Raw genomic sequence first — 17810 nt, 5'->3', positions numbered from 1 at the left:
AAATGGGGAGAAAGCCCATTGTCATTGGTATCGCTGGTGGTTCAGGCTCGGGAAAAACGAGTGTAACAAAAGCGATTTATGAACAATTTAGAGGACATTCTATTTTATTACTTGAGCAGGATTATTATTATAAAGATCAAACTCATTTGCCAATGAAGCAGCGTCTTCAAACGAATTATGACCATCCACTAGCATTTGATAATGACCTGCTATTAGATCATATACAGCAGCTTCTCCAATATAATCCTATTGAGAAACCTGTTTACGACTATAAGCTTCATACTCGTTCAAATGATACCATCCATGTCGAACCAAAGGATGTTGTGATATTAGAAGGTATTTTAGTCTTAGAGGATGAACGACTAAGAAACTTAATGGACATCAAGTTGTTTGTGGACACAGATGCTGACATACGAATTATTAGACGTATGTTACGGGATATTAAGGAAAGAGGACGTTCATTAGATTCTGTTGTAGAGCAATATGTTTCGGTTGTGAGGCCTATGCATAACCAATTTATTGAGCCAACCAAGCGATATGCTGATCTTATTGTTCCAGAGGGCGGACAAAATTATGTTGCAATTGATTTAATGGTGACAAAAATTCAAACAATTCTTGAAGAAAAAGCCATTTTGTAATAGCATAGATGATGATGGATAAAAAGTAAGCTGAAGTAATGAAGTTTTTTTCACAAAAGATGGTGTAGAGTGGGCTTTATCCTGACTCTAACTACCATCATTTGTGAAATAAAAGTATATAGAAGAATTCTCTTACTGTTGTATTCATATGATAGAAAGCCAAGTAGAAGTTAGAGGCAATTATTAATTTTTTAGTTTGAAGGACTACATAGTAAACCTTGAGAAATAAGGATGCTTTGAACAATTGAAGGAGTGAAAACAATGGCAGTAGATAAAACATACCCAATGACAAAAGCGGGTAAAGAAAAAATTGAACAAGAGCTAGAACATTTAAAAATGGTTAAACGTAAAGAAATCGTTGAGCGAATCAAAACTGCGCGTGGATTTGGAGATTTATCTGAAAACTCGGAGTATGATGCGGCAAAGGATGAGCAGGCATTTGTTGAAGGACGTATACTATTGCTTGAAAATATGATCCGCAAAGCAGTGATTATTGAAGAAGTCTATGATAATACAAATACAGTAACATTAGGTAAAACAGTAACATTTGCCGAATTACCTAATGGCGATGAAGAAACATACACCATTGTAGGAAGTGCAGAAGCTGACCCGTTTGAAGGGAAAATTTCGAATGATTCACCAATTGCTAGAAGCTTAATTGGTAAGCAAGTAGGGGACAAAGTGACAGTGCAAACTCCAGGTGGGGATATGCAGGTTAAAATTGTTTCAATAAAATAATGTAAAACTTATAAAATTCCTTCACCTCGTCGACAATGTTGACGAGGTGTTTTTTATGATTATAAAAAAGAGAGCTGTTACATTTGCCATAGTCACATTTTTAATTTTAGTTGCGCTCATTTATCGTTTAGCAGATATTCAATTGCTTCATACGGAATCTTTTTCTTCAAGTAAAGTTAATCTAATTGAAGAAAGTGTGAGGCAACGAACACAAGTTATGGTATTGGATCAAGGAAGAGGACGGTTTGTTGATCGAAATGGAGCTCCATTAACACATGACTACTTCCCAAGTCTCATACTCTTTCCTTTTTTGAAGCATATGGATTGGCCAATGGAAGAGCTAGCATCTATTTTGGGTGTGCCATCAAACGATGTAAGAAACACGATTGAGGAAATAGAGGAACCAGTGGTTTTTGGTATTCCTAAGCCACTTGCCTTGACAATAAACCAAATGGAAAAAATAAATGAACTAAAAATACCAGGAGTGTTTGCTGTTTATCGGCAATCAAAGGTGGAGGAATTAGTCGCTGAGCATCTCATCGGAATCATTCGACAGGATAAGGATCAAGTGATTGAAAGATATGCAAACAAAGTAGAGGAAGGGAAGCTTTCCGTTCATACTCCTATAGGGATTATCGGGCTACAAAGAGTTTTTGATGAGTTCTTGCTGCCAGAAGGAGAATCTAAGCTACTGTATCATGTGGACAACCGAGGCGGTCCATTATTTGGAATTGATGTAAAATATACAGCACCTGCTAATCCCTATTATCCGATTTCTATTCAAACAACACTTGATAAATCCATTCAAGAGACGGCTGAACAGATCATAGAAAAATCAGGAATGAAAAAAGGAGGCCTCGTTCTTCTAGATATTGAAACGAATGAGATTCTCTCAATGGTCAGTATGCCGAACCTAAATCACAGTAATCCCTTCTCAACGGATGGTGGGGGTCATAATTATATGCTAGAATCCCAAATTCCAGGTTCAGTTTTTAAAACAGTTATCGCAGCAGCTGCAATTGAAAACAATATGATAGAACCAGAGCGGCAGTTTGATTGTGATTTAGATCTTTATGGAGATACCGATGAATTGCATCAGCTTGGAAAGCTAAACTTTGAAAGTAGCTTTGCACAGAGCTGTAATTATACCTTTGCAACATTAGCAAATGAGCTAACAGAAGTGAAGCCAGAGTCTATTGAGCTATTTGCTGAAAAACTAGGATTGATACAACCAGTAGGATGGAAGGGAAATGTCTTTCATTTTCAAGAACTCGACCAACTTCCCTTAAACAATAGTGGACAAATTTGGGGTGATCCTAATGATAAGTCAGTAGATAAGGCGATAAGTCAAACGGCAATTGGTCAAAAAGAAGTAAGAGTTACTCCGTTAGCTGTTGCAAATATGATGGCAACCATCGCTAGAGGTGGAGACAAGCAGCAAGTAAAAGCAGTTTCAAAGATTCTATATAAAAACGGATCTACCTTATTTTCTTTTAATGATCAGAAAATTGAGGGTGACTCCATTGCGCCTTATACGGCAATGAAGCTACAGCAATTACTTCAAAGAGTGGTAACAGATGAAAAAGGAACAGGTCGAAGATTTCAAGCACTTGAGACTGAAGTGGCTGGTAAGTCAGGTACTGCAGAAACAGGAAGAGAGAATGAATTGGGGCAATCATTAGTAAATAAATGGTTTACTGGCTACTTTCCTGCCAAAAAGCCTAAATACGCCCTCGTTGTTGTAGAATTAGATGTCCCAGGTAGCGAATCAATGACAAATGATATTTATTATCAAATGGTTGATGTAATGAATAAGTAGATAAAAAGTCCCTCTTTGAATTTTTCATAAAATTAGTCCTTCATGTAAAATCAGAACAATGCTAGAATAGAAGCAAATCGTTTTTTTTAGGAGGACTTTTCTATGCAGGTTGATTTTAAAGATCTATATGAAGGACCACGTTTTGAAAAACGGGCAAAAAATCGTAGATTTAATAAACTTATAAATATAAGTATTGTTCTACTATTTATATTCATTTCATTTTTTACATACAATCTATTTTTCGGTGGAAAGAGCGAACCCGCCTCATCTGAATTAGCGGGAGAAACTTCTGAGGGTGGTAGTGAAGAAACTACAGCAGCTGATGATGAAATAGCCAAAGAAGAAGCAGCCGATGAAGAAAGTAACGAAGATACAAAAGAAGTTGTTGAAGATGAAAACGGGGAAACATCAGAAGAGGATAATGAAACAGTAGAAAACAATAGTAATGATCCTAATGTGAAACAAACCATTGTTAATGAATCTTGGAAGCCTGTCGGAACGGAGCAGCTTGAGCCTCATGTAGCAGTTTATGATGCTGAGTCAGCGGACTGGAAAGAAATGATTGAAGCCTTCCAGTATGCAACAGGTCTTAATGAACAAGATTGGATTTTGTGGCGAGTTGGCAATGATGGAAGTGCACAAAGTGCAAAAGGAGTAGTGTCCACAAAGGATAAAAAAACCGTATACCGTGTTTATATTGAATGGGTCCAAAATGAAGGCTGGAAGCCATCAAGACTAGAGCAATTAAATGAAGTTCCACTTGAGTATACAGGAGATTCTGATACGAATGAAACAACAGAAACTGAAGATAGCTCAGAATAATAACAAAAGGCTGCCGAAATATCTTGGCAGCCTTTTGTTATGTTTTAAAAGTTATTTGAGATGTATAATTGAATCCTACTTTTTAGCATCTAGGAGCGCCACTATTGCATGAGTTCATTTGCTATGTCTTAGCAAAACGGTGTGCTCGCTCTTTTCTAATGGATATCCATTGAAAGAGGCTATAAAATATGATAAATTTATAACACTTATTTCTTTTATTCATAGTATACATATAGGAATTAAGTAAATTGGAGAGTGAACTAACATGGGAAGAGAATTTCTTGAATTATTTGAAAGCTGGGCAGATAATTATGATGACTCCGTGAGTGGGCATGATGAAGAATATAGAGATGTATTTAAATACTATGATCAAATCTTAGAAACGGTCGTGGAGCTTTCCGTAGGTACTGTTTTAGAATTTGGGGTAGGAACAGGAAATCTTACAAATACATTCGTTGAAAAAGGTATAACTGTTATCGGAATTGAGCCTTCGATACCCATGAGAGAACAAGCAATAGAAAAGCTTCCATCCACTATTTCGATTACGGACGGGGACTTCCTTGATTTTTCTTGGCCAAAAGAAAAAATCAACACAATTGTGAGTACGTATGCGTTTCATCACTTAACAGATGAAGAAAAAGGGACTGCTGTTGCTAAGTATGGAAATTATCTTCAAAAAGGTGATAAAATAGTCTTTGCAGATACTGTTTTTGAGTCAAAACAAGCACACCTAGAAATGGTAGACAAATCAAGAGAACGAGGCTTTCATAACTTAGCTGAAGATTTACTGAGAGAATATTATACGACAATTGAAGTATTGGAAAAAATATTTATGCAAAATGGATTCTCTGTTACATTCTCTCGATGTAATGATTTTGTCTGGGTTATGGAAGCTGTCAAACTATAGAAAGCGGTGACATGGTAATGAAGGTAGCAATCATCGGAGCAATGGAAGAGGAAGTTCAGATTTTACGAGGTAAGCTTGAGGGAAGAACAGAAGAAATGATAGCAGGTTGTGAATTTTGGGTCGGCAAAATTAAGGGTATAGAGATCATCTTACTAAAGTCAGGGATTGGAAAAGTAAATGCTGCTATGAGTACAACCCTTTTACTTCAAATTTTTCAACCAGACTATGTGATAAATACTGGTTCGGCGGGTGGTTTTATGCAATCTCTAAACGTTGGGGATGTGGTTATTTCAACGGAAGTCCGTCACCATGATGTGGATGTTACGGCTTTTGGATATGAATATGGTCAAGTCCCTGGTCTACCAGCAGCATTTGAGGCAGACCACATGCTCGTAGAGGCTGCTTATCAAGCTGTTCATAAGATGAATGATGTTCAGGTTGTAAAAGGTACAATTGCAACAGGTGATTCCTTTATGCAGGATCCTATAAAGGTAGAATACGTTCGTTCTAAGCTACCTAATCTTTATGCGGTTGAAATGGAAGCGGCAGCTGTTGCTCAGGTATGTCATCAGTTTAAAGTACCGTTTGTTGTAATTCGTGCTTTATCTGACATTGCTGGAAAAGAATCTAATCTTTCATTCGAGCAATTTCTTGAGAAGGCAGCACTTCATTCTTCAGAGCTTGTCGTTTCGATGATCGGGCAGTTTAAGGAGAATGAAACAAATGAAAGTATATAAAAATGTCCACGAGCTAATTGGAAACACGCCTTTAGTAGAAATAACCTGCTTTCCAATGCCTGAAGGAGTTAGGCTTTTTGCCAAGCTAGAGTTTTACAATCCTGGTGGCAGCATTAAAGACCGCTTAGGAGTAGAACTTCTTCAAGAAGCACTTGAAACCGGTAAAGTGAAGCCAGGCGGAACCATTATTGAGCCTACAGCAGGAAACACGGGAATCGGGTTAGCCCTTGCTGCTATCGGAAAAAACATCAACGTCTTATTTTGTGTACCTGAGAAATTCAGTGTTGAGAAACAAGAATTAATGAAGGCACTTGGTGCAAAAATCGTTCAAACACCTACGAGTGAAGGAATGAAGGGCGCCATTCAAAAAGCTCAAGAGCTACTTAAAGAAATACCTGGCTCCTATTCACCACAGCAATTTGGAAACCCAGCAAACCCTCATACGTACTATAAAACACTAGGTCCTGAGCTTTGGGAACAACTGGAAGGTCATATTGATGTATTTGTTGCTGGAGCGGGAACAGGCGGAACTTTTATGGGTACGGCAAAATACTTAAGAGAGAAAAACCCAAAGCTAAAATCAGTCATTGTTGAACCTGAGGGATCTATTTTAAATGGTGGAGAATCAGGACCGCATAAGACTGAAGGAATTGGTATGGAGTTTTTACCAGAATATATGGATCCTACTTATTTTGACAGCATTCATACAGTGTCAGATATAGATGCGTTTGATCGAGTCAAGGAACTTGCTCTACAAGCAGGTCTTCTCGTTGGTAGCTCAGCTGGAGCCGCAATACATGCATCCCTTCTTGAAGCGCAGCAGGCTAAACCAGGAACCAATATAGTGACCATCTTTGCAGATAGTAGTGAACGTTACTTAAGTAAGAAAATTTATCAAGGGGGTATTTAAGATGAGAAGAAAAACCAAGCTTATCCATGGTGGGATTTCAGGTGATCCACATACAGGAGCCGTCTCTGTTCCAATCTATCAAGTGAGTACGTATAAGCAAGAAGCAGTTGGAAAGCATAGCGGATTTGAATACTCAAGAACAGGAAATCCAACTCGTCATGCACTAGAAGAACTAATTAAAGATTTAGAAAACGGGGAAGCAGGTTTTGCTTTTGGATCTGGTATGGCAGCCATCACGGCTGTCATGATGCTGTTTAAGAGTGGCGATCATGTCCTATTAACAGATGATGTTTATGGTGGTACATTCCGAGTCATGACAAAAGTGTTAAATCGCTTTGGAATTGAAGCAACTTTTATAGACACAAGCGATCTATCGAATATTGAGAAAGCAATACAACCAAATACAAAAGCCCTATTCATTGAGTCACCGACAAATCCACTGTTGAAAATTACAGATATTGAAGCAGCAAGTATGTTGGCTAAATCACATAAACTAGTAACAATTGTTGATAATACGTTTAGTACTCCTTATTGGCAAACACCTCTAACCCTAGGTGCGGACATAGTTCTGCATAGTGCAACAAAATACCTAGGAGGTCACAGTGACGTTGTAGCGGGTCTTGTGGTTGTGGGTAGCAAACAGCTTGCAGAAGATCTGCATTTCGTTCAAAACTCAACAGGTGGTGTTTTAGGTCCTCAGGATTCATGGTTATTAATAAGAGGGATTAAGACCTTAGGGTTACGAATGGAAGAGACCGAGAAGAATACAAAGCAACTGGTTGATTTTTTACAAAACCATCCTCTTGTTGAAAAAATATATTACCCTGGCCTCGAGAGTCACCCGAATCATGAAATTGCAAAGAAGCAGTGTGAAGGCTTTGGTGGAATGATTTCCTTTGATGTAGGAAGCGAAGAAAAGGCCGATCAGCTACTAGCGAAGGTAAAATATTTCACTCTTGCTGAAAGCTTAGGGGCAGTAGAAAGCTTAATTTCCGTTCCAGCAAGAATGACTCATGCATCGATTCCTCTAGAAAGACGTAAAGAATTAGGGATTACAGACGGTTTAGTCCGTATCTCAGTTGGCATCGAGGACGTTCAGGATTTAATTGAAGATTTGAAGCAAGCAATGTCTTAAAGTAGAGCCTTCCATTTGGAAGGCTTCTTATTTTTATCCATAAAGAAGCTTTTTTTCAATAGGCAGAGGCTGAGGTTCGAAAGTCTCATATATCAAATATAAGCTATAGTAAAAGTAATGTATGAATTGAATAGCCAAGAAAACGTTGTTGGATTTATTTACATTCGATCCTAAAGTCCTCCCTATGATAAACTAGTTTATAAGTTTCATAGAAAGCAGGGTGTGTTTATGAATCCAAAATTTAAAGATATACAAGATAAAGTAGCCGATTACTCCCGATTTGGTATGGTTTTACTAGCTGTCAGTGTTTTTCTGTTTATTGGTATATTAATTCCGGATGAAGGAAAAAGTATCATTCAAACCTATGTTATGATGGCATCGACGGTCGTTTTTCTAGCCATAGCCTTTTACTTTTTTAAAAAGACCATACAGTATAAAAAAGCATTAAGTGAACTAGATGAAGAAATGTAAAAGAGATTTGTTATCCACGATAAAGGGTTCCGTTTTAAGGAGCTAAATCATATTAAAAAATGATTATTCCTTTTACTCAGAATGACTTTCCAAAACCGATTGTTTTAAAAAAGTTCAAGTAATTGTATTTTGGGAAGCTTCTAAAAAGAAAGGTTGTTTTCGTAAACTTTTTTGCTATTTAGAAGTGTCGTTACTTGTAACGAGAGGATGCACCATTCCCCGGGGCGGGCGCTCGCATCCCTCCCCGCGAAAAAGCAAGTGCCTGCAACGAAAAATCAACGGATAAACTTTATATCTTACATCTATTAAAAGCAACAGCGTATGAAAACAGTCAAAAAGAAAAACTCAGAGCGTAAACTCTGAGTTTTTTTATGCTGATACTATGTGATTAAAGTTGACTCTTAATGATTCACTACTAGTCACTTTTTTCTACTCTTTGTTCTGTAAAATGGTCTTTAATGACTCCTGCCATTTTTCGTCATCTAGAATAATTTGGAAAGAGATGCGTCGGTTTTTAGAATTTGGCTCTCCTTGAGGAGATTCTACAGTTGGCTTAAATTCAGAGTAACCAGTAGCAGCGATATACTGAGCAAACTCCTTTTTTGAAAGCGTTGGATTAGCTTCAAACATACTCTTTACAACCGAAACAGCACGGTCTGTGGAAAGGGACCAATTATCGAATGGAACAGAATCTGTGTGACCTTCGATTAAAATGATATATAAATATTGACTGAGTTCAGGGTCCTCTAAAATTTTTAAGATCCCCTCACTTAGTGAGGCTAAGACAAGTTTTCCTTCCGCGCTAACATCAGCACTACCGCTATCAAACAAAATATCTCCTTCTATGGAAATTGTATTATTTGGTCCTCGAATGACATTATCCTTTCCTACATTTTCCTCTAATCGTTTTTCAATTAAATCTGAAATATGTTTTTTGATGTCTGCTGCTTGTTGTAGTTCTTGTTTCATTTCTGCTTGATCATAGGCAGTATAAATCGCTTGGACGAAGGCAATTACCGCAATAAAAAGCATCACAAGTACAACCATTGACATCATGTCTGTAAAAGATGGCCAATAATAATCCTGCTGATCCTCATCCTCAAGTAACATTCGACTTCTATGTCTGCTCATCCGTTCACCTACTCACTGATCCTTGAAGGGATTTGGTTTCGCTTTGGACCTGCACCTACATATTGCTGCTGCTCATACATTCGAAGGAGAACTTGGTATACCTCTGTTAAATATTGTTGAACTTGACTCATCTCATAAGAAGAACGCTCACTTATCATTTCTATTGTTCGTATTAACTCTCTGTTCTCATTGTTAACTGGAGGTGCTATTCTGCCCCGTGATTGGTCCATTTTATTATCTAATACATCTCTTCGTAGTCTCTCCACAACATCATGCCAAGCTTTTTCTAGCTGGTGGACAGATGAAGCGAAGTCCTGTGTAGCGTGTGAGTATTGCGAATGCTTTTCTTGAAAAACATACGTCATTTCCTCTTGCTTTTGGTAAAGCCGTCGTTCCATCTCATCTTGTTTCGCATAGCCTCTGCTCATTTGTTCGTCTAATCCCTTTAAAAAAAGCTGGCTGATCTCAGTGGTTTTTGTTCCTGACTCCTTAAGAAGCTGATCCGTTCGCTGTAACATTTGTTCAAAGCGCCTTTGTCCCGTCTCTTGCTTTTCAATAGAACCTTGAAGATGTTTTTCAAGCCCTTTTATGGTTTTTTGAAGTGTATGAAGCTCAGAATCCACCCCACTACGGACATTCATTAAGGAGCCAATGGATGTGGAGAGCTCACTTCCAAACTCTTTAAGCCGTTGAGAACTCTCGGAAAAGCTTTCAGTCACTTTATTTTGCTGCACCACCATGTCTAATAATTGAGAGGTGATTCCATTTAACTCTTCAGTGAGGTGAATCATTTTATCTCCGAACGCACTAACAGAGTTCTCAAATGCTTCCTCCACTTTATTTGAAAATCGGTCTAATATCTTTTCCATTAAGTCCTTAGGTTTTTCATTTTGAATTTTGCTTGAAAAAGAATGATCTAATAAGCTTTCAGCTTCTGCTAGTATACTAGCCTTATAATAGCTGATTGAAGTGCCTCCAGACAGGAATCCAGATTGAAATAGATTAAGTAAAAGGGAGCTCGAGATTCCTGCAATACTTGTGATAAATGCCAAACTCATCCCTTGAAAAGGGGAAATGATCGATGACACAATGGTGTTCATAGAAATATCTTGAGTCGGTGAAACTAATGTTGTCAATGTCTGCTCCATTGCAGATATGGCAAGAGTGAGTCCGATAAACGTCCCCAATATTCCAAAAATTATCGATGTCACAGGAAGCAATTGCTGAATCTTTAATACATTTCCTACAGGGGTTTTTAAAACTCCAAATAGGCGAATAGGTTCTTTTAAGAAGTGCTTCTCGACAAGAGAAATGGTATTTATCGATTCATGCTGTAGTTGTTTATAGGTTTCGTATTCTTTCATCACCTTATTGATCCATATCACATTTGATTGTGAAGTCTGGTGTTCATCGAGCTTGATTAACTCTTGCTGCCAATTCTTTAAGGTCACGATGGTTTGTAGATGACAGACTACACCAAATAATGTAATAAAACCAATGATCAGTAAAATCGTTGTCGTAAGATCCATCTTTGTCCCCCCTTTGTAATAGATATGGCCAAGTCTTGTTGGAATTGCCTATTTTTTAAGAAAATATAATTTTTTAGAAAAGGTGGTTTACAAATTAGAGTGTTTTGGATATAATTACCTCTGTAATCAAAATTATCCTTTAAAGGAGGTCGACTGAAATGTTAGATGTGGTAATGATTCAGCTTACAACTCAATATGTAAAAACTGTTCGACCTGTCAATAGGAACTGTTAGAAACTAACTTTGTCTACTAACATCCACAGGGCGAATATGCACCTGTGGATTTTTATGCTTATTATGGCAACCACAGGTGAAGTCCTGTGGTTTTTTTGCGCCATTTTTTAGGTAGACAGCCAGTATAAAATATTATTTAGGGAGGTGGTAGTATGACGTTGAACCTATTATTTTTATCAATAACGTTTTCAAAACGTAATTACACGCAAGAAGAAATTAAACGTGAAGTAGCGATCCAAAAAATCACGGAAGAAATTAGAGATCGAAAATGTTCACTTCGAAACTTAATCTAATGAAATAAAAAATTAGAAAGGGGAGGTAGTCAAAATGGTTATGAATAAAAAGAAGAATGTAATTGTCGTTTGGTTATGCGTGGAGAAGGATTCCACCTAACAAGAAATAGTAAACACTAGGAGGAGTTAGTATGGTACCCTTTCACTTATTGTTATTTTCTATTTTTAGTAAGAAAAAAGAAACGGAAGTAACATTCGATGAGTATCAGAATGGATTAGTAGTTGAACAGCTTCGCGAGAAGTCAAAAGACTTTCGTTATACAATGAATCAACCATTTATCTAATCAAAATAGGCCCCGAAACATCGGGGCCAACTGTTTTTACTATACAAGTTAAGACTTTCTTCGTTCTTTTTCCGCACGATAAAATTCATGAAACATCTTCATTAACGCACGCTTTTCTATTCTTGATACATAGCTTCTGGAAATACCTAGTTCTTTCGCAATCTCCCTTTGTGTCTTTTCCTTTTGAAGATCAAGACCAAAACGACCGGTAATAACCTCTTTCTCACGGTCATCTAAGATATCAATGTATTCCTTTATTTTTTCAAGCTCCATGTTTAATTGAATGGTGTCGATAACATCTTCTGACTCTGATTTTAAGACATCAATTAATGAAATCTCATTTCCTTCTTTATCCTGACCGATGGGGTCGTGAAGAGATACGTCTTTTTTAGTCTTTTTGAGAGCTCTCAGATGCATCAATATTTCGTTCTCAATACATCTTGCTGCATATGTTGCGAGTTTTGTTCCTTTACCATGTGAGTAGCTTTCTATGGCCTTTATAAGCCCGATCGTCCCGATTGATATAAGGTCCTCAGCATCCTCACCGGTGTTTTCGAATTTTTTGACTATATGAGCAACTAATCTCAAATTATGTTCAATTAGGAGATTACGCGCTTCATCATCTCCATCTGCCATCAATTTTAAGTATTTTTGTTCGTCATTAGCAGATAAAGGTTGAGGAAATGCATTGTTCTTTACGTAGGATACAAATAATACAAGTTCTTTTACGAAGAATCCTAGAGCAGCTAACAATCCTGTCATTTCCGTTCACCTCCTAAAAGTATGTAGGCACTCGCCTATCTTATACCTATGTACGAGTGAGCTTGTTTGTGTCTGTACATGAAAAAAAGGATAAGAAAATGAATGTGATAGGACAAAGAAAAGAAGAAACGCATACCTTAGAACAATTCTAGGGAATGCGTTTCTTTGTTTACTTTACGTTAAATTGTTTCGTTATTGTAGATAGGGAATTAGAAAGTTCACTTAACTTGATCCCGATTTCATGTGTGTTTTCCATTTTTTGAATCTGGTCATCACTTGTGGCGAGCATCTGCTCAGTGCTCGCTAATGTTTCTTGCGATACAGAAGCAAAATTTACAGTAGCTTGTTCAAGCTCAGGTAGAACTTGATGCAGGTCTTTAAGCTCCCCTTGCATCCCATGCAGCTTGTCACTGACCGTATCTATTTCTATCATAAGCTCATCAAATGATTCCTTTGATTGATTAGCAGTTAAGAGGTTTATTTTGATTTTCTTTAGCATTTGTTCAAATTCTTTTGTTGCGAGTAAGGTCGCACCCTCCATAACTGAAATGGAACTTGTAATATCTTCAGTCGCCTTCGTGGATTGCTCAGCAAGCTTCCGTACCTCGTTTGCTACGACTGCAAATCCTTTGCCTGCATCCCCAGCCCTTGCTGCCTCAATCGTTGCATTTAAAGCTAAAAGCTTTGTTTGTTCAGCAACTCCTTGAATGAGTCCGACTAAGCTCGTTATAGAAGAAGAATGATGTTTTACCTGCTGAATGGTTGTAGTCATATGTTCAAAATCCTCTTCAAACGTGTGAATCGTTCCAATTAATTGACTCAATTTCTTCTCTCCGCGTTTCGCAGATTGATTCATATCCTCTGAGCTTGATGAGACAGTTTCCATGTTTATCAATAAGTCTTCAATACTTTCCTTCATTGTTTGGAAGCCACTTACACTAGTTTCAGAGTTACTAGCTGTTTGTTCTGCTCCTACCTTTACTACATTAATCGCTTCGATCAGCTGTCGGCTGTAAGATAATGCATCCTCAGAAGAATTACTTAACTCTCCTCCCGTTTTTTCAAGTTCCATTGTCGTGTCATTTAATTCCTGTATAACTGCTAGCATTTGCCCTAGCATCATGTTAAAGCTTTTATTTAATGAAGTAATCTCAGGTATGGTTGTTTTAATGGATATAGATTGATTTAAGTTACCTGCTCGAACACTTCTCATAACGTTCTGTAATGTTGTAAGAGGCTTTGTAACGCTCTGAACGAATAACAGTAGAAGAATTGTAGAAATGACTAAACTTGAGATAATGACAATTAGCGTAAATTTGGCCATTCCATCTACTGGACCTAAATAGGATTTAGTAGGTACAAATAAGGCATATTTTCCATTAAGCTCGGTCATCTCATGGACAGATATTGTATAATCCTCTCCATTGATCGCAGAGTGGAAGACTCCATTTTCTTTTTCACCAATTTTATTCAATAAAGAATCTGAAAAAGTGATGTTTGATTTGCTACTTACTGAAAAGGGGTTTGCCACATTGTTTGATATATAAAATATATCAGATTTCATCCTCTCCTTTTCTAGCTTTACTTGTTGGTCACGAATACTAATTTCTAGCTGCTGCATAAAATACTGATTATCACTTACATACAAGAACTTAAGATTTTTTGCGGTGTATGCCATGATTTCAGCTTCGCGATTTAATCTATTTTCAATGGATTTAATAGTTGTTTCTTTTGCTTTCAAATAGGAACTAATCCCGACAGCATTAATAGAGATAATTAATAAAAAGATAAATAAGCTTAGCAATCTATTTCTTAAGCTGAATTTTGAGAACACTCTTCCATATAGACCTTTGTTCGTATTTTTAATATTTAATGAGTCCTTAAAACTGAGTTTTTCGGGTAGTTTTGTGATTAATTTCTTCAATTTGCAACCTCCTAGGTTATGTACAATCGCTATAACACGAAAAATTATATCATAATAATATTAAGCTACTGTAATTTTATAGTTAATAATCAATTAGAGTAGTAGAGTGAATGAACTTGGAAAAAGAGGAGTTGAAACGAGCCTTATACGTTGTATTTATTAATAGAAATGTTTAGAAAATTTCGATATACTAAATATATTCGAAAAAAGGGGGAGAAATTGATGAGTACCTATGAGCAAACTTGGGATTTAGATCATATTTTTAAAGGTGGCAGTGAATCAGAGAAATTCCATACATATGTAACAAAATTAGATGAGAGTATTCAGCAAATGACTATAAAAGTAAAAGGCATTACAAATGTAAGTGAGTTGCATAATCTTTTAATCGAGGTCCAAGGAATGATGAATCAAGTTAGAGAAGCTAGTGCATTTGTGTCTTGTTTGAAGGCTCAAAATGTACATGATAAAAAGGCTGGGGATTTACTAGGTAGGATTACTAGTTTATCTGCTCAGTTTCAATCATCTTTAACAACTTTAGATAAGTTCATTTTATCTATTAATGAGAGTGAATGGACTGAACTTCTAGAGCAAGATGAATTCAAATCTTTACAGTTCGTTTTAAATGAACGAAGAGAACGTTCTGCAGAAAAATTAGATGTGGAGCAAGAAACTCTTATTTTAGGTCTTGGGGTAGATGGGTATCACGGATGGTCTCAATTGTATGACACCATTATTGGAAGAATCACGATTCCTTTTGAAGAAAATGGTCAAATTCAACAATTATCTGTAGGTCAGGCTTCTAATAAATTTTCGAATCCAGACCGTCAAGTAAGAAAAGCTATTTTTGAAAAGTGGGAAAAGACATGGGAAGAGCAAGGAGATCTGCTCTCACAAACATTAAACCATCTCGCTGGATTTCGATTGAGTGTGTACAAAAAAAGAGGCTGGGATGAAACGCTTAAAGAGCCGCTCTTGATGAACAGAATGGGCAAAGAAACACTTGATACAATGTGGAATGTAATTGACAAATATAAGCCAGTATTCGTTAAATATTTGGAGAGGAAAGCCTCTTTATTAGGGGTAGAAAAATTAAGTTGGTATGACTTAGATGCACCATTAACCTCTTCGACAAGCACGGTTTCTTACCAAGATGGAGCTGAGTTTATCCTTAAGCAATTCTCTAGATTCGGTCCGAAGATGGCAGGTTTTTCTAAGATGGCATTTGAAGAGAAATGGATTGAAGCAAAAGACAGAAGTGGAAAAATGCCAGGTGGATTTTGCACAAGTTTTCCTGAAACAGAACAATCTCGCATCTTTATGACCTATTCAGGCACTGCGTCTAACATTTCAACACTTGCCCACGAGTTAGGCCATGCCTTCCATCAACACGTGATGAATGATCTGGAGCCATTAAATCAACGGTATGCTATGAACGTGGCTGAAACAGCATCAACATTTGCTGAGATGATTGTGGCTGATGCCGCAGTGAAATATGCAAATTCAGAAGAAGAGAAGTTGGCATTAATAGAGGACAAGGTTCAAAGAAGTGTTGCTTTATTTATGAATATACATGCAAGATATATTTTTGAAAACTCCTTCTATGATGAGAGAAAACAGGGTATGGTTAGTCAAGCACGCTTAAATGAATTGATGGTGCAAGCTCAAAAATCAGCTTATCATGAATCATTAGATGAGTACCACCCTACATTTTGGGCATCAAAGCTACACTTCCATATTACAGGAGTACCTTTTTATAACTTCCCGTATACTTTTGGCTATTTATTTTCTCTTGGTATTTATGCAAAGGCATTACAAGAAGGTAGCGCTTTTGAAGAGAGTTATATCTCCTTGTTAAGAGATACAGGGCGAATGACCGTAGAGGAACTAGCTAAGAAGCATTTAGCGGTGGACCTAACAAAGCCGGATTTCTGGGAGAAAGCCATTCAATTATCCTTACAGGATGTCTATGATTTCTTAGAAATGACAAAATAATAGATAGAATGAAGAAAAGCACCTGTTTAAAAGGTGCTTTTTCATTATACTTTTTTTAGCTTAAACGTACTTATCATCAAGAAAGATAAAAGTAAAATAAAATACATGTACATAAATTCTGGTAAAAAAGGAACGGCTAAAAAGCTAAGTGTCAATAAACAACCAGCTGCCGTAATCGGAAGACCAATAAAGTACCCTGTATTTTCAGTAACGTTAAATCTTGCTAGTCGAACAGCGCCACAGCCAATGTAGATGATTGAAAATAATGCTCCAGGTGCCCCATATTGTGAAAGGACTGCCTGATAAATAAGGAGAGCAGGCGCAACGCCAAACGAAATGATGTCGCACATTGAATCAAGCTGTTTTCCAATCTCTGATACGATGTTTAGCTTTCGTGCAGCCATACCATCAAATCGGTCAGCTAAGGCGGCGAGGAAAATGAGTAGTAAGCATAAGTTCAATTCTTTTTGAGTAGCAGCTATTATCGCAAACCCACCAAGTGTAAGATTAAAAAGGGTCAGTATGTTGGCTGTTTGAGATTTTAGTTTTTTCATTGTATGATCTAGGTATTCCCAAATTAACAAAACAATCACTCCCTTAAAGGGTAAATCATAGATCTTTCTAGAATGTATTTTTCATTTTAGTCATTTTATGTTCTTTCGTAAAGCTATTTCTAAATCAGGAGGCAATATCTTGAAAAAAAAGTTATATCGTTTTTTTATTGAACTAACAAATAGGCCGCTTATATCCAAATGGTTAGAACGTTTTACTCGTTCTCCATACAGTCGATTCATGATACCTTCATTTACACGGGTTTATCAACTTAACTTGGATGAAATGGAAAAATCAATTACGGAATATCAATCTTTACATGATTTGTTTACTCGGAAACTTAAGAATAAATCTCGAACAATAGAAATAGGAGATCAAGTAGTAACCAGCCCAGTTGATGGGGTTCTTGAAGACTTTGGCGAAATTTCAGACGATCATACTTTTATAGCGAAAGGTAAATCCTACTCCATTTCAGAAATGCTAGGAGACAATGAGAAAAAGAGAAAATACATAAATGGTACTTTTCTTATTCTTTATTTAAGTCCTAGTCATTATCACCGAATTCATGCACCAATATCTGGTGATATTGTCGCGCAGTGGTCACTCGGGACTTCATCCTATCCAGTTAATAATTGGGGTGTTAAATATGGCAAAAGTCCATTCACTAAAAATTACCGTGTCATCTCTGAAATTGTAAGTAATGGTGCCTATCTTGCACTAGTAAAAGTTGGAGCAATGTTCGTAAACGGGATTGAAGTTACCCATAAGGGAGAGTCCATTAAAAAAGGTGAAGAGATTGGCTACTTTGCTTTCGGTTCAACTGTAATCTTGCTTTTTGAAAAGGCATCATTTAGTCCGAATGCCTTATCGAAAAAAATGGATGTTCAAATAGGACAAGTACTTGGGACGATTAGAACAGGGAAAACAGATTAG

18 protein-coding genes are annotated in these 17810 nt (G+C 37.0%); 13 read left to right on the top strand and 5 right to left on the bottom strand.

The genetic code is table 11. The features are described 5' to 3' along the window. The first annotated feature begins 2 nt into the window (after positions 1-2). The 9 genes from udk to ACOI1C_RS03010 all read left to right on the top strand — a co-directional run bounded on the left by udk (position 3) and on the right by ACOI1C_RS03010 (position 8177). Positions 3-638: a uridine kinase gene (udk, locus tag ACOI1C_RS03050; RefSeq protein ID WP_422507889.1), complete on the top strand. Its 636-nt coding sequence runs from the start codon at positions 3-5 to the stop codon at positions 636-638. Positions 639-899: 261 nt separating this feature from the next. Continuing rightward, positions 900-1376 (top strand): transcription elongation factor GreA, encoded by a 477-nt coding sequence (gene greA / locus ACOI1C_RS03045; RefSeq protein ID WP_422507887.1) that lies wholly within the window; start codon positions 900-902, stop codon positions 1374-1376. 55 nt (positions 1377-1431) lie between these two features. Beyond that, positions 1432-3195 (top strand): peptidoglycan D,D-transpeptidase FtsI family protein, encoded by a 1764-nt coding sequence (locus tag ACOI1C_RS03040; RefSeq protein ID WP_422507885.1) that lies wholly within the window; start codon positions 1432-1434, stop codon positions 3193-3195. Positions 3196-3297: 102 nt separating this feature from the next. Further along, positions 3298-4017 carry a YrrS family protein gene (locus ACOI1C_RS03035; protein WP_422507883.1) on the top strand — a complete coding sequence of 240 codons (720 nt, stop codon included), beginning with the start codon at positions 3298-3300 and terminating at the stop codon, positions 4015-4017. A gap of 265 nt (positions 4018-4282) precedes the next feature. After that, the gene (locus ACOI1C_RS03030) at positions 4283-4924 is read left to right on the top strand and encodes a class I SAM-dependent DNA methyltransferase (protein WP_422507881.1); all 642 of its coding nucleotides are present in this window, start codon (positions 4283-4285) and stop codon (positions 4922-4924) included. 17 nt (positions 4925-4941) lie between these two features. Then, positions 4942-5661, top strand: a complete 720-nt coding sequence (gene mtnN, locus ACOI1C_RS03025) for a 5'-methylthioadenosine/S-adenosylhomocysteine nucleosidase (protein WP_422507879.1) — start codon at positions 4942-4944, stop codon at positions 5659-5661. Continuing rightward, positions 5648-6571: a PLP-dependent cysteine synthase family protein gene (locus ACOI1C_RS03020; RefSeq protein ID WP_422507877.1), complete on the top strand. Its 924-nt coding sequence runs from the start codon at positions 5648-5650 to the stop codon at positions 6569-6571. The genes mtnN and ACOI1C_RS03020 overlap by 14 nt, the downstream gene beginning before the upstream one ends. Position 6572: 1 nt before the next feature. Further along, positions 6573-7706 (top strand): bifunctional cystathionine gamma-lyase/homocysteine desulfhydrase, encoded by a 1134-nt coding sequence (locus ACOI1C_RS03015; protein ID WP_422507875.1) that lies wholly within the window; start codon positions 6573-6575, stop codon positions 7704-7706. A gap of 228 nt (positions 7707-7934) precedes the next feature. After that, positions 7935-8177, top strand: coding sequence for a YrhC family protein (locus ACOI1C_RS03010; protein ID WP_422507873.1), 243 nt, complete (start codon positions 7935-7937; stop codon positions 8175-8177). Between the two features lie 429 nt (positions 8178-8606). On the opposite strand, the gene ACOI1C_RS03005 is transcribed toward ACOI1C_RS03010, so the two are convergent. Together ACOI1C_RS03005 and ACOI1C_RS03000 are read right to left on the bottom strand one after the other, a co-directional pair. Further along, positions 8607-9308, bottom strand: coding sequence for an OmpA/MotB family protein (locus tag ACOI1C_RS03005; RefSeq protein WP_422507871.1), 702 nt, complete (start codon positions 9306-9308; stop codon positions 8607-8609). A gap of 8 nt (positions 9309-9316) precedes the next feature. Then, positions 9317-10837 carry a hypothetical protein gene (locus ACOI1C_RS03000; protein ID WP_422507869.1) on the bottom strand — a complete coding sequence of 507 codons (1521 nt, stop codon included), beginning with the start codon at positions 10835-10837 and terminating at the stop codon, positions 9317-9319. Positions 10838-11222: 385 nt separating this feature from the next. Here ACOI1C_RS03000 and ACOI1C_RS02995 point away from each other — a divergent pair, with 385 nt between their 5' ends. Both ACOI1C_RS02995 and ACOI1C_RS02990 read left to right on the top strand, forming a co-directional pair. Then, a complete protein-coding gene (locus tag ACOI1C_RS02995; protein WP_422507867.1) occupies positions 11223-11363 on the top strand; it encodes a YrzI family small protein in 141 nt (46 codons plus the stop codon). Between the two features lie 131 nt (positions 11364-11494). Beyond that, positions 11495-11647, top strand: a complete 153-nt coding sequence (locus ACOI1C_RS02990; RefSeq protein ID WP_422507865.1) for a hypothetical protein — start codon at positions 11495-11497, stop codon at positions 11645-11647. A 48-nt stretch (positions 11648-11695) separates the two neighbouring features. Here the strand turns inward: ACOI1C_RS02990 and sigK are convergent, their stop codons facing one another. Then, on the bottom strand, positions 11696-12409 hold the full coding sequence (sigK, locus tag ACOI1C_RS02985; protein WP_422507863.1) for an RNA polymerase sporulation sigma factor SigK: 714 nt from the start codon (positions 12407-12409) through the stop codon (positions 11696-11698). 169 nt (positions 12410-12578) lie between these two features. After that, positions 12579-14333 carry a methyl-accepting chemotaxis protein gene (locus ACOI1C_RS02980; RefSeq protein WP_422507861.1) on the bottom strand — a complete coding sequence of 585 codons (1755 nt, stop codon included), beginning with the start codon at positions 14331-14333 and terminating at the stop codon, positions 12579-12581. A gap of 222 nt (positions 14334-14555) precedes the next feature. Here ACOI1C_RS02980 and ACOI1C_RS02975 point away from each other — a divergent pair, with 222 nt between their 5' ends. Further along, on the top strand, positions 14556-16325 hold the full coding sequence (locus ACOI1C_RS02975) for a M3 family oligoendopeptidase (protein WP_422507859.1): 1770 nt from the start codon (positions 14556-14558) through the stop codon (positions 16323-16325). A 44-nt stretch (positions 16326-16369) separates the two neighbouring features. On the opposite strand, the gene pssA is transcribed toward ACOI1C_RS02975, so the two are convergent. Then, positions 16370-16909 (bottom strand): CDP-diacylglycerol--serine O-phosphatidyltransferase, encoded by a 540-nt coding sequence (pssA, locus tag ACOI1C_RS02970; RefSeq protein ID WP_422507857.1) that lies wholly within the window; start codon positions 16907-16909, stop codon positions 16370-16372. Between the two features lie 109 nt (positions 16910-17018). On the opposite strand from pssA, the gene ACOI1C_RS02965 reads away from it, so the two are divergent. Continuing rightward, the gene (locus ACOI1C_RS02965) at positions 17019-17810 is read left to right on the top strand and encodes a phosphatidylserine decarboxylase (protein WP_422507855.1); all 792 of its coding nucleotides are present in this window, start codon (positions 17019-17021) and stop codon (positions 17808-17810) included.

The sequence above is a fragment of the Bacillus sp. DJP31 genome (assembly GCF_049310945.1).
Lineage (GTDB): Bacteria > Bacillota > Bacilli > Bacillales > SA4 > Bacillus_BS.
The sequence above is the reverse complement of the archived record's forward strand: the minus strand, read 5'-3'. Positions and strand labels throughout refer to the sequence as shown.

What these genes read in the sequence shown, in the direction of transcription:
- udk (WP_422507889.1), top strand. Translation starts at nt 3, where the DNA reads ATGGGGAGAAAGCCCATTGTCATTGGTATCGCTGGTGGTTCAGGCTCG.
- greA (WP_422507887.1), top strand. Translation starts at nt 900, where the DNA reads ATGGCAGTAGATAAAACATACCCAATGACAAAAGCGGGTAAAGAAAAA.
- ACOI1C_RS03040 (WP_422507885.1), top strand. Translation starts at nt 1,432, where the DNA reads ATGATTATAAAAAAGAGAGCTGTTACATTTGCCATAGTCACATTTTTA.
- ACOI1C_RS03035 (WP_422507883.1), top strand. Translation starts at nt 3,298, where the DNA reads ATGCAGGTTGATTTTAAAGATCTATATGAAGGACCACGTTTTGAAAAA.
- ACOI1C_RS03030 (WP_422507881.1), top strand. Translation starts at nt 4,283, where the DNA reads ATGGGAAGAGAATTTCTTGAATTATTTGAAAGCTGGGCAGATAATTAT.
- mtnN (WP_422507879.1), top strand. Translation starts at nt 4,942, where the DNA reads ATGAAGGTAGCAATCATCGGAGCAATGGAAGAGGAAGTTCAGATTTTA.
- ACOI1C_RS03020 (WP_422507877.1), top strand. Translation starts at nt 5,648, where the DNA reads ATGAAAGTATATAAAAATGTCCACGAGCTAATTGGAAACACGCCTTTA.
- ACOI1C_RS03015 (WP_422507875.1), top strand. Translation starts at nt 6,573, where the DNA reads ATGAGAAGAAAAACCAAGCTTATCCATGGTGGGATTTCAGGTGATCCA.
- ACOI1C_RS03010 (WP_422507873.1), top strand. Translation starts at nt 7,935, where the DNA reads ATGAATCCAAAATTTAAAGATATACAAGATAAAGTAGCCGATTACTCC.
- ACOI1C_RS03005 (WP_422507871.1), bottom strand. Translation starts at nt 9,308, where the DNA reads ATGAGCAGACATAGAAGTCGAATGTTACTTGAGGATGAGGATCAGCAG.
- ACOI1C_RS03000 (WP_422507869.1), bottom strand. Translation starts at nt 10,837, where the DNA reads ATGGATCTTACGACAACGATTTTACTGATCATTGGTTTTATTACATTA.
- ACOI1C_RS02995 (WP_422507867.1), top strand. Translation starts at nt 11,223, where the DNA reads ATGACGTTGAACCTATTATTTTTATCAATAACGTTTTCAAAACGTAAT.
- ACOI1C_RS02990 (WP_422507865.1), top strand. Translation starts at nt 11,495, where the DNA reads ATGGTACCCTTTCACTTATTGTTATTTTCTATTTTTAGTAAGAAAAAA.
- sigK (WP_422507863.1), bottom strand. Translation starts at nt 12,409, where the DNA reads ATGACAGGATTGTTAGCTGCTCTAGGATTCTTCGTAAAAGAACTTGTA.
- ACOI1C_RS02975 (WP_422507859.1), top strand. Translation starts at nt 14,556, where the DNA reads ATGAGTACCTATGAGCAAACTTGGGATTTAGATCATATTTTTAAAGGT.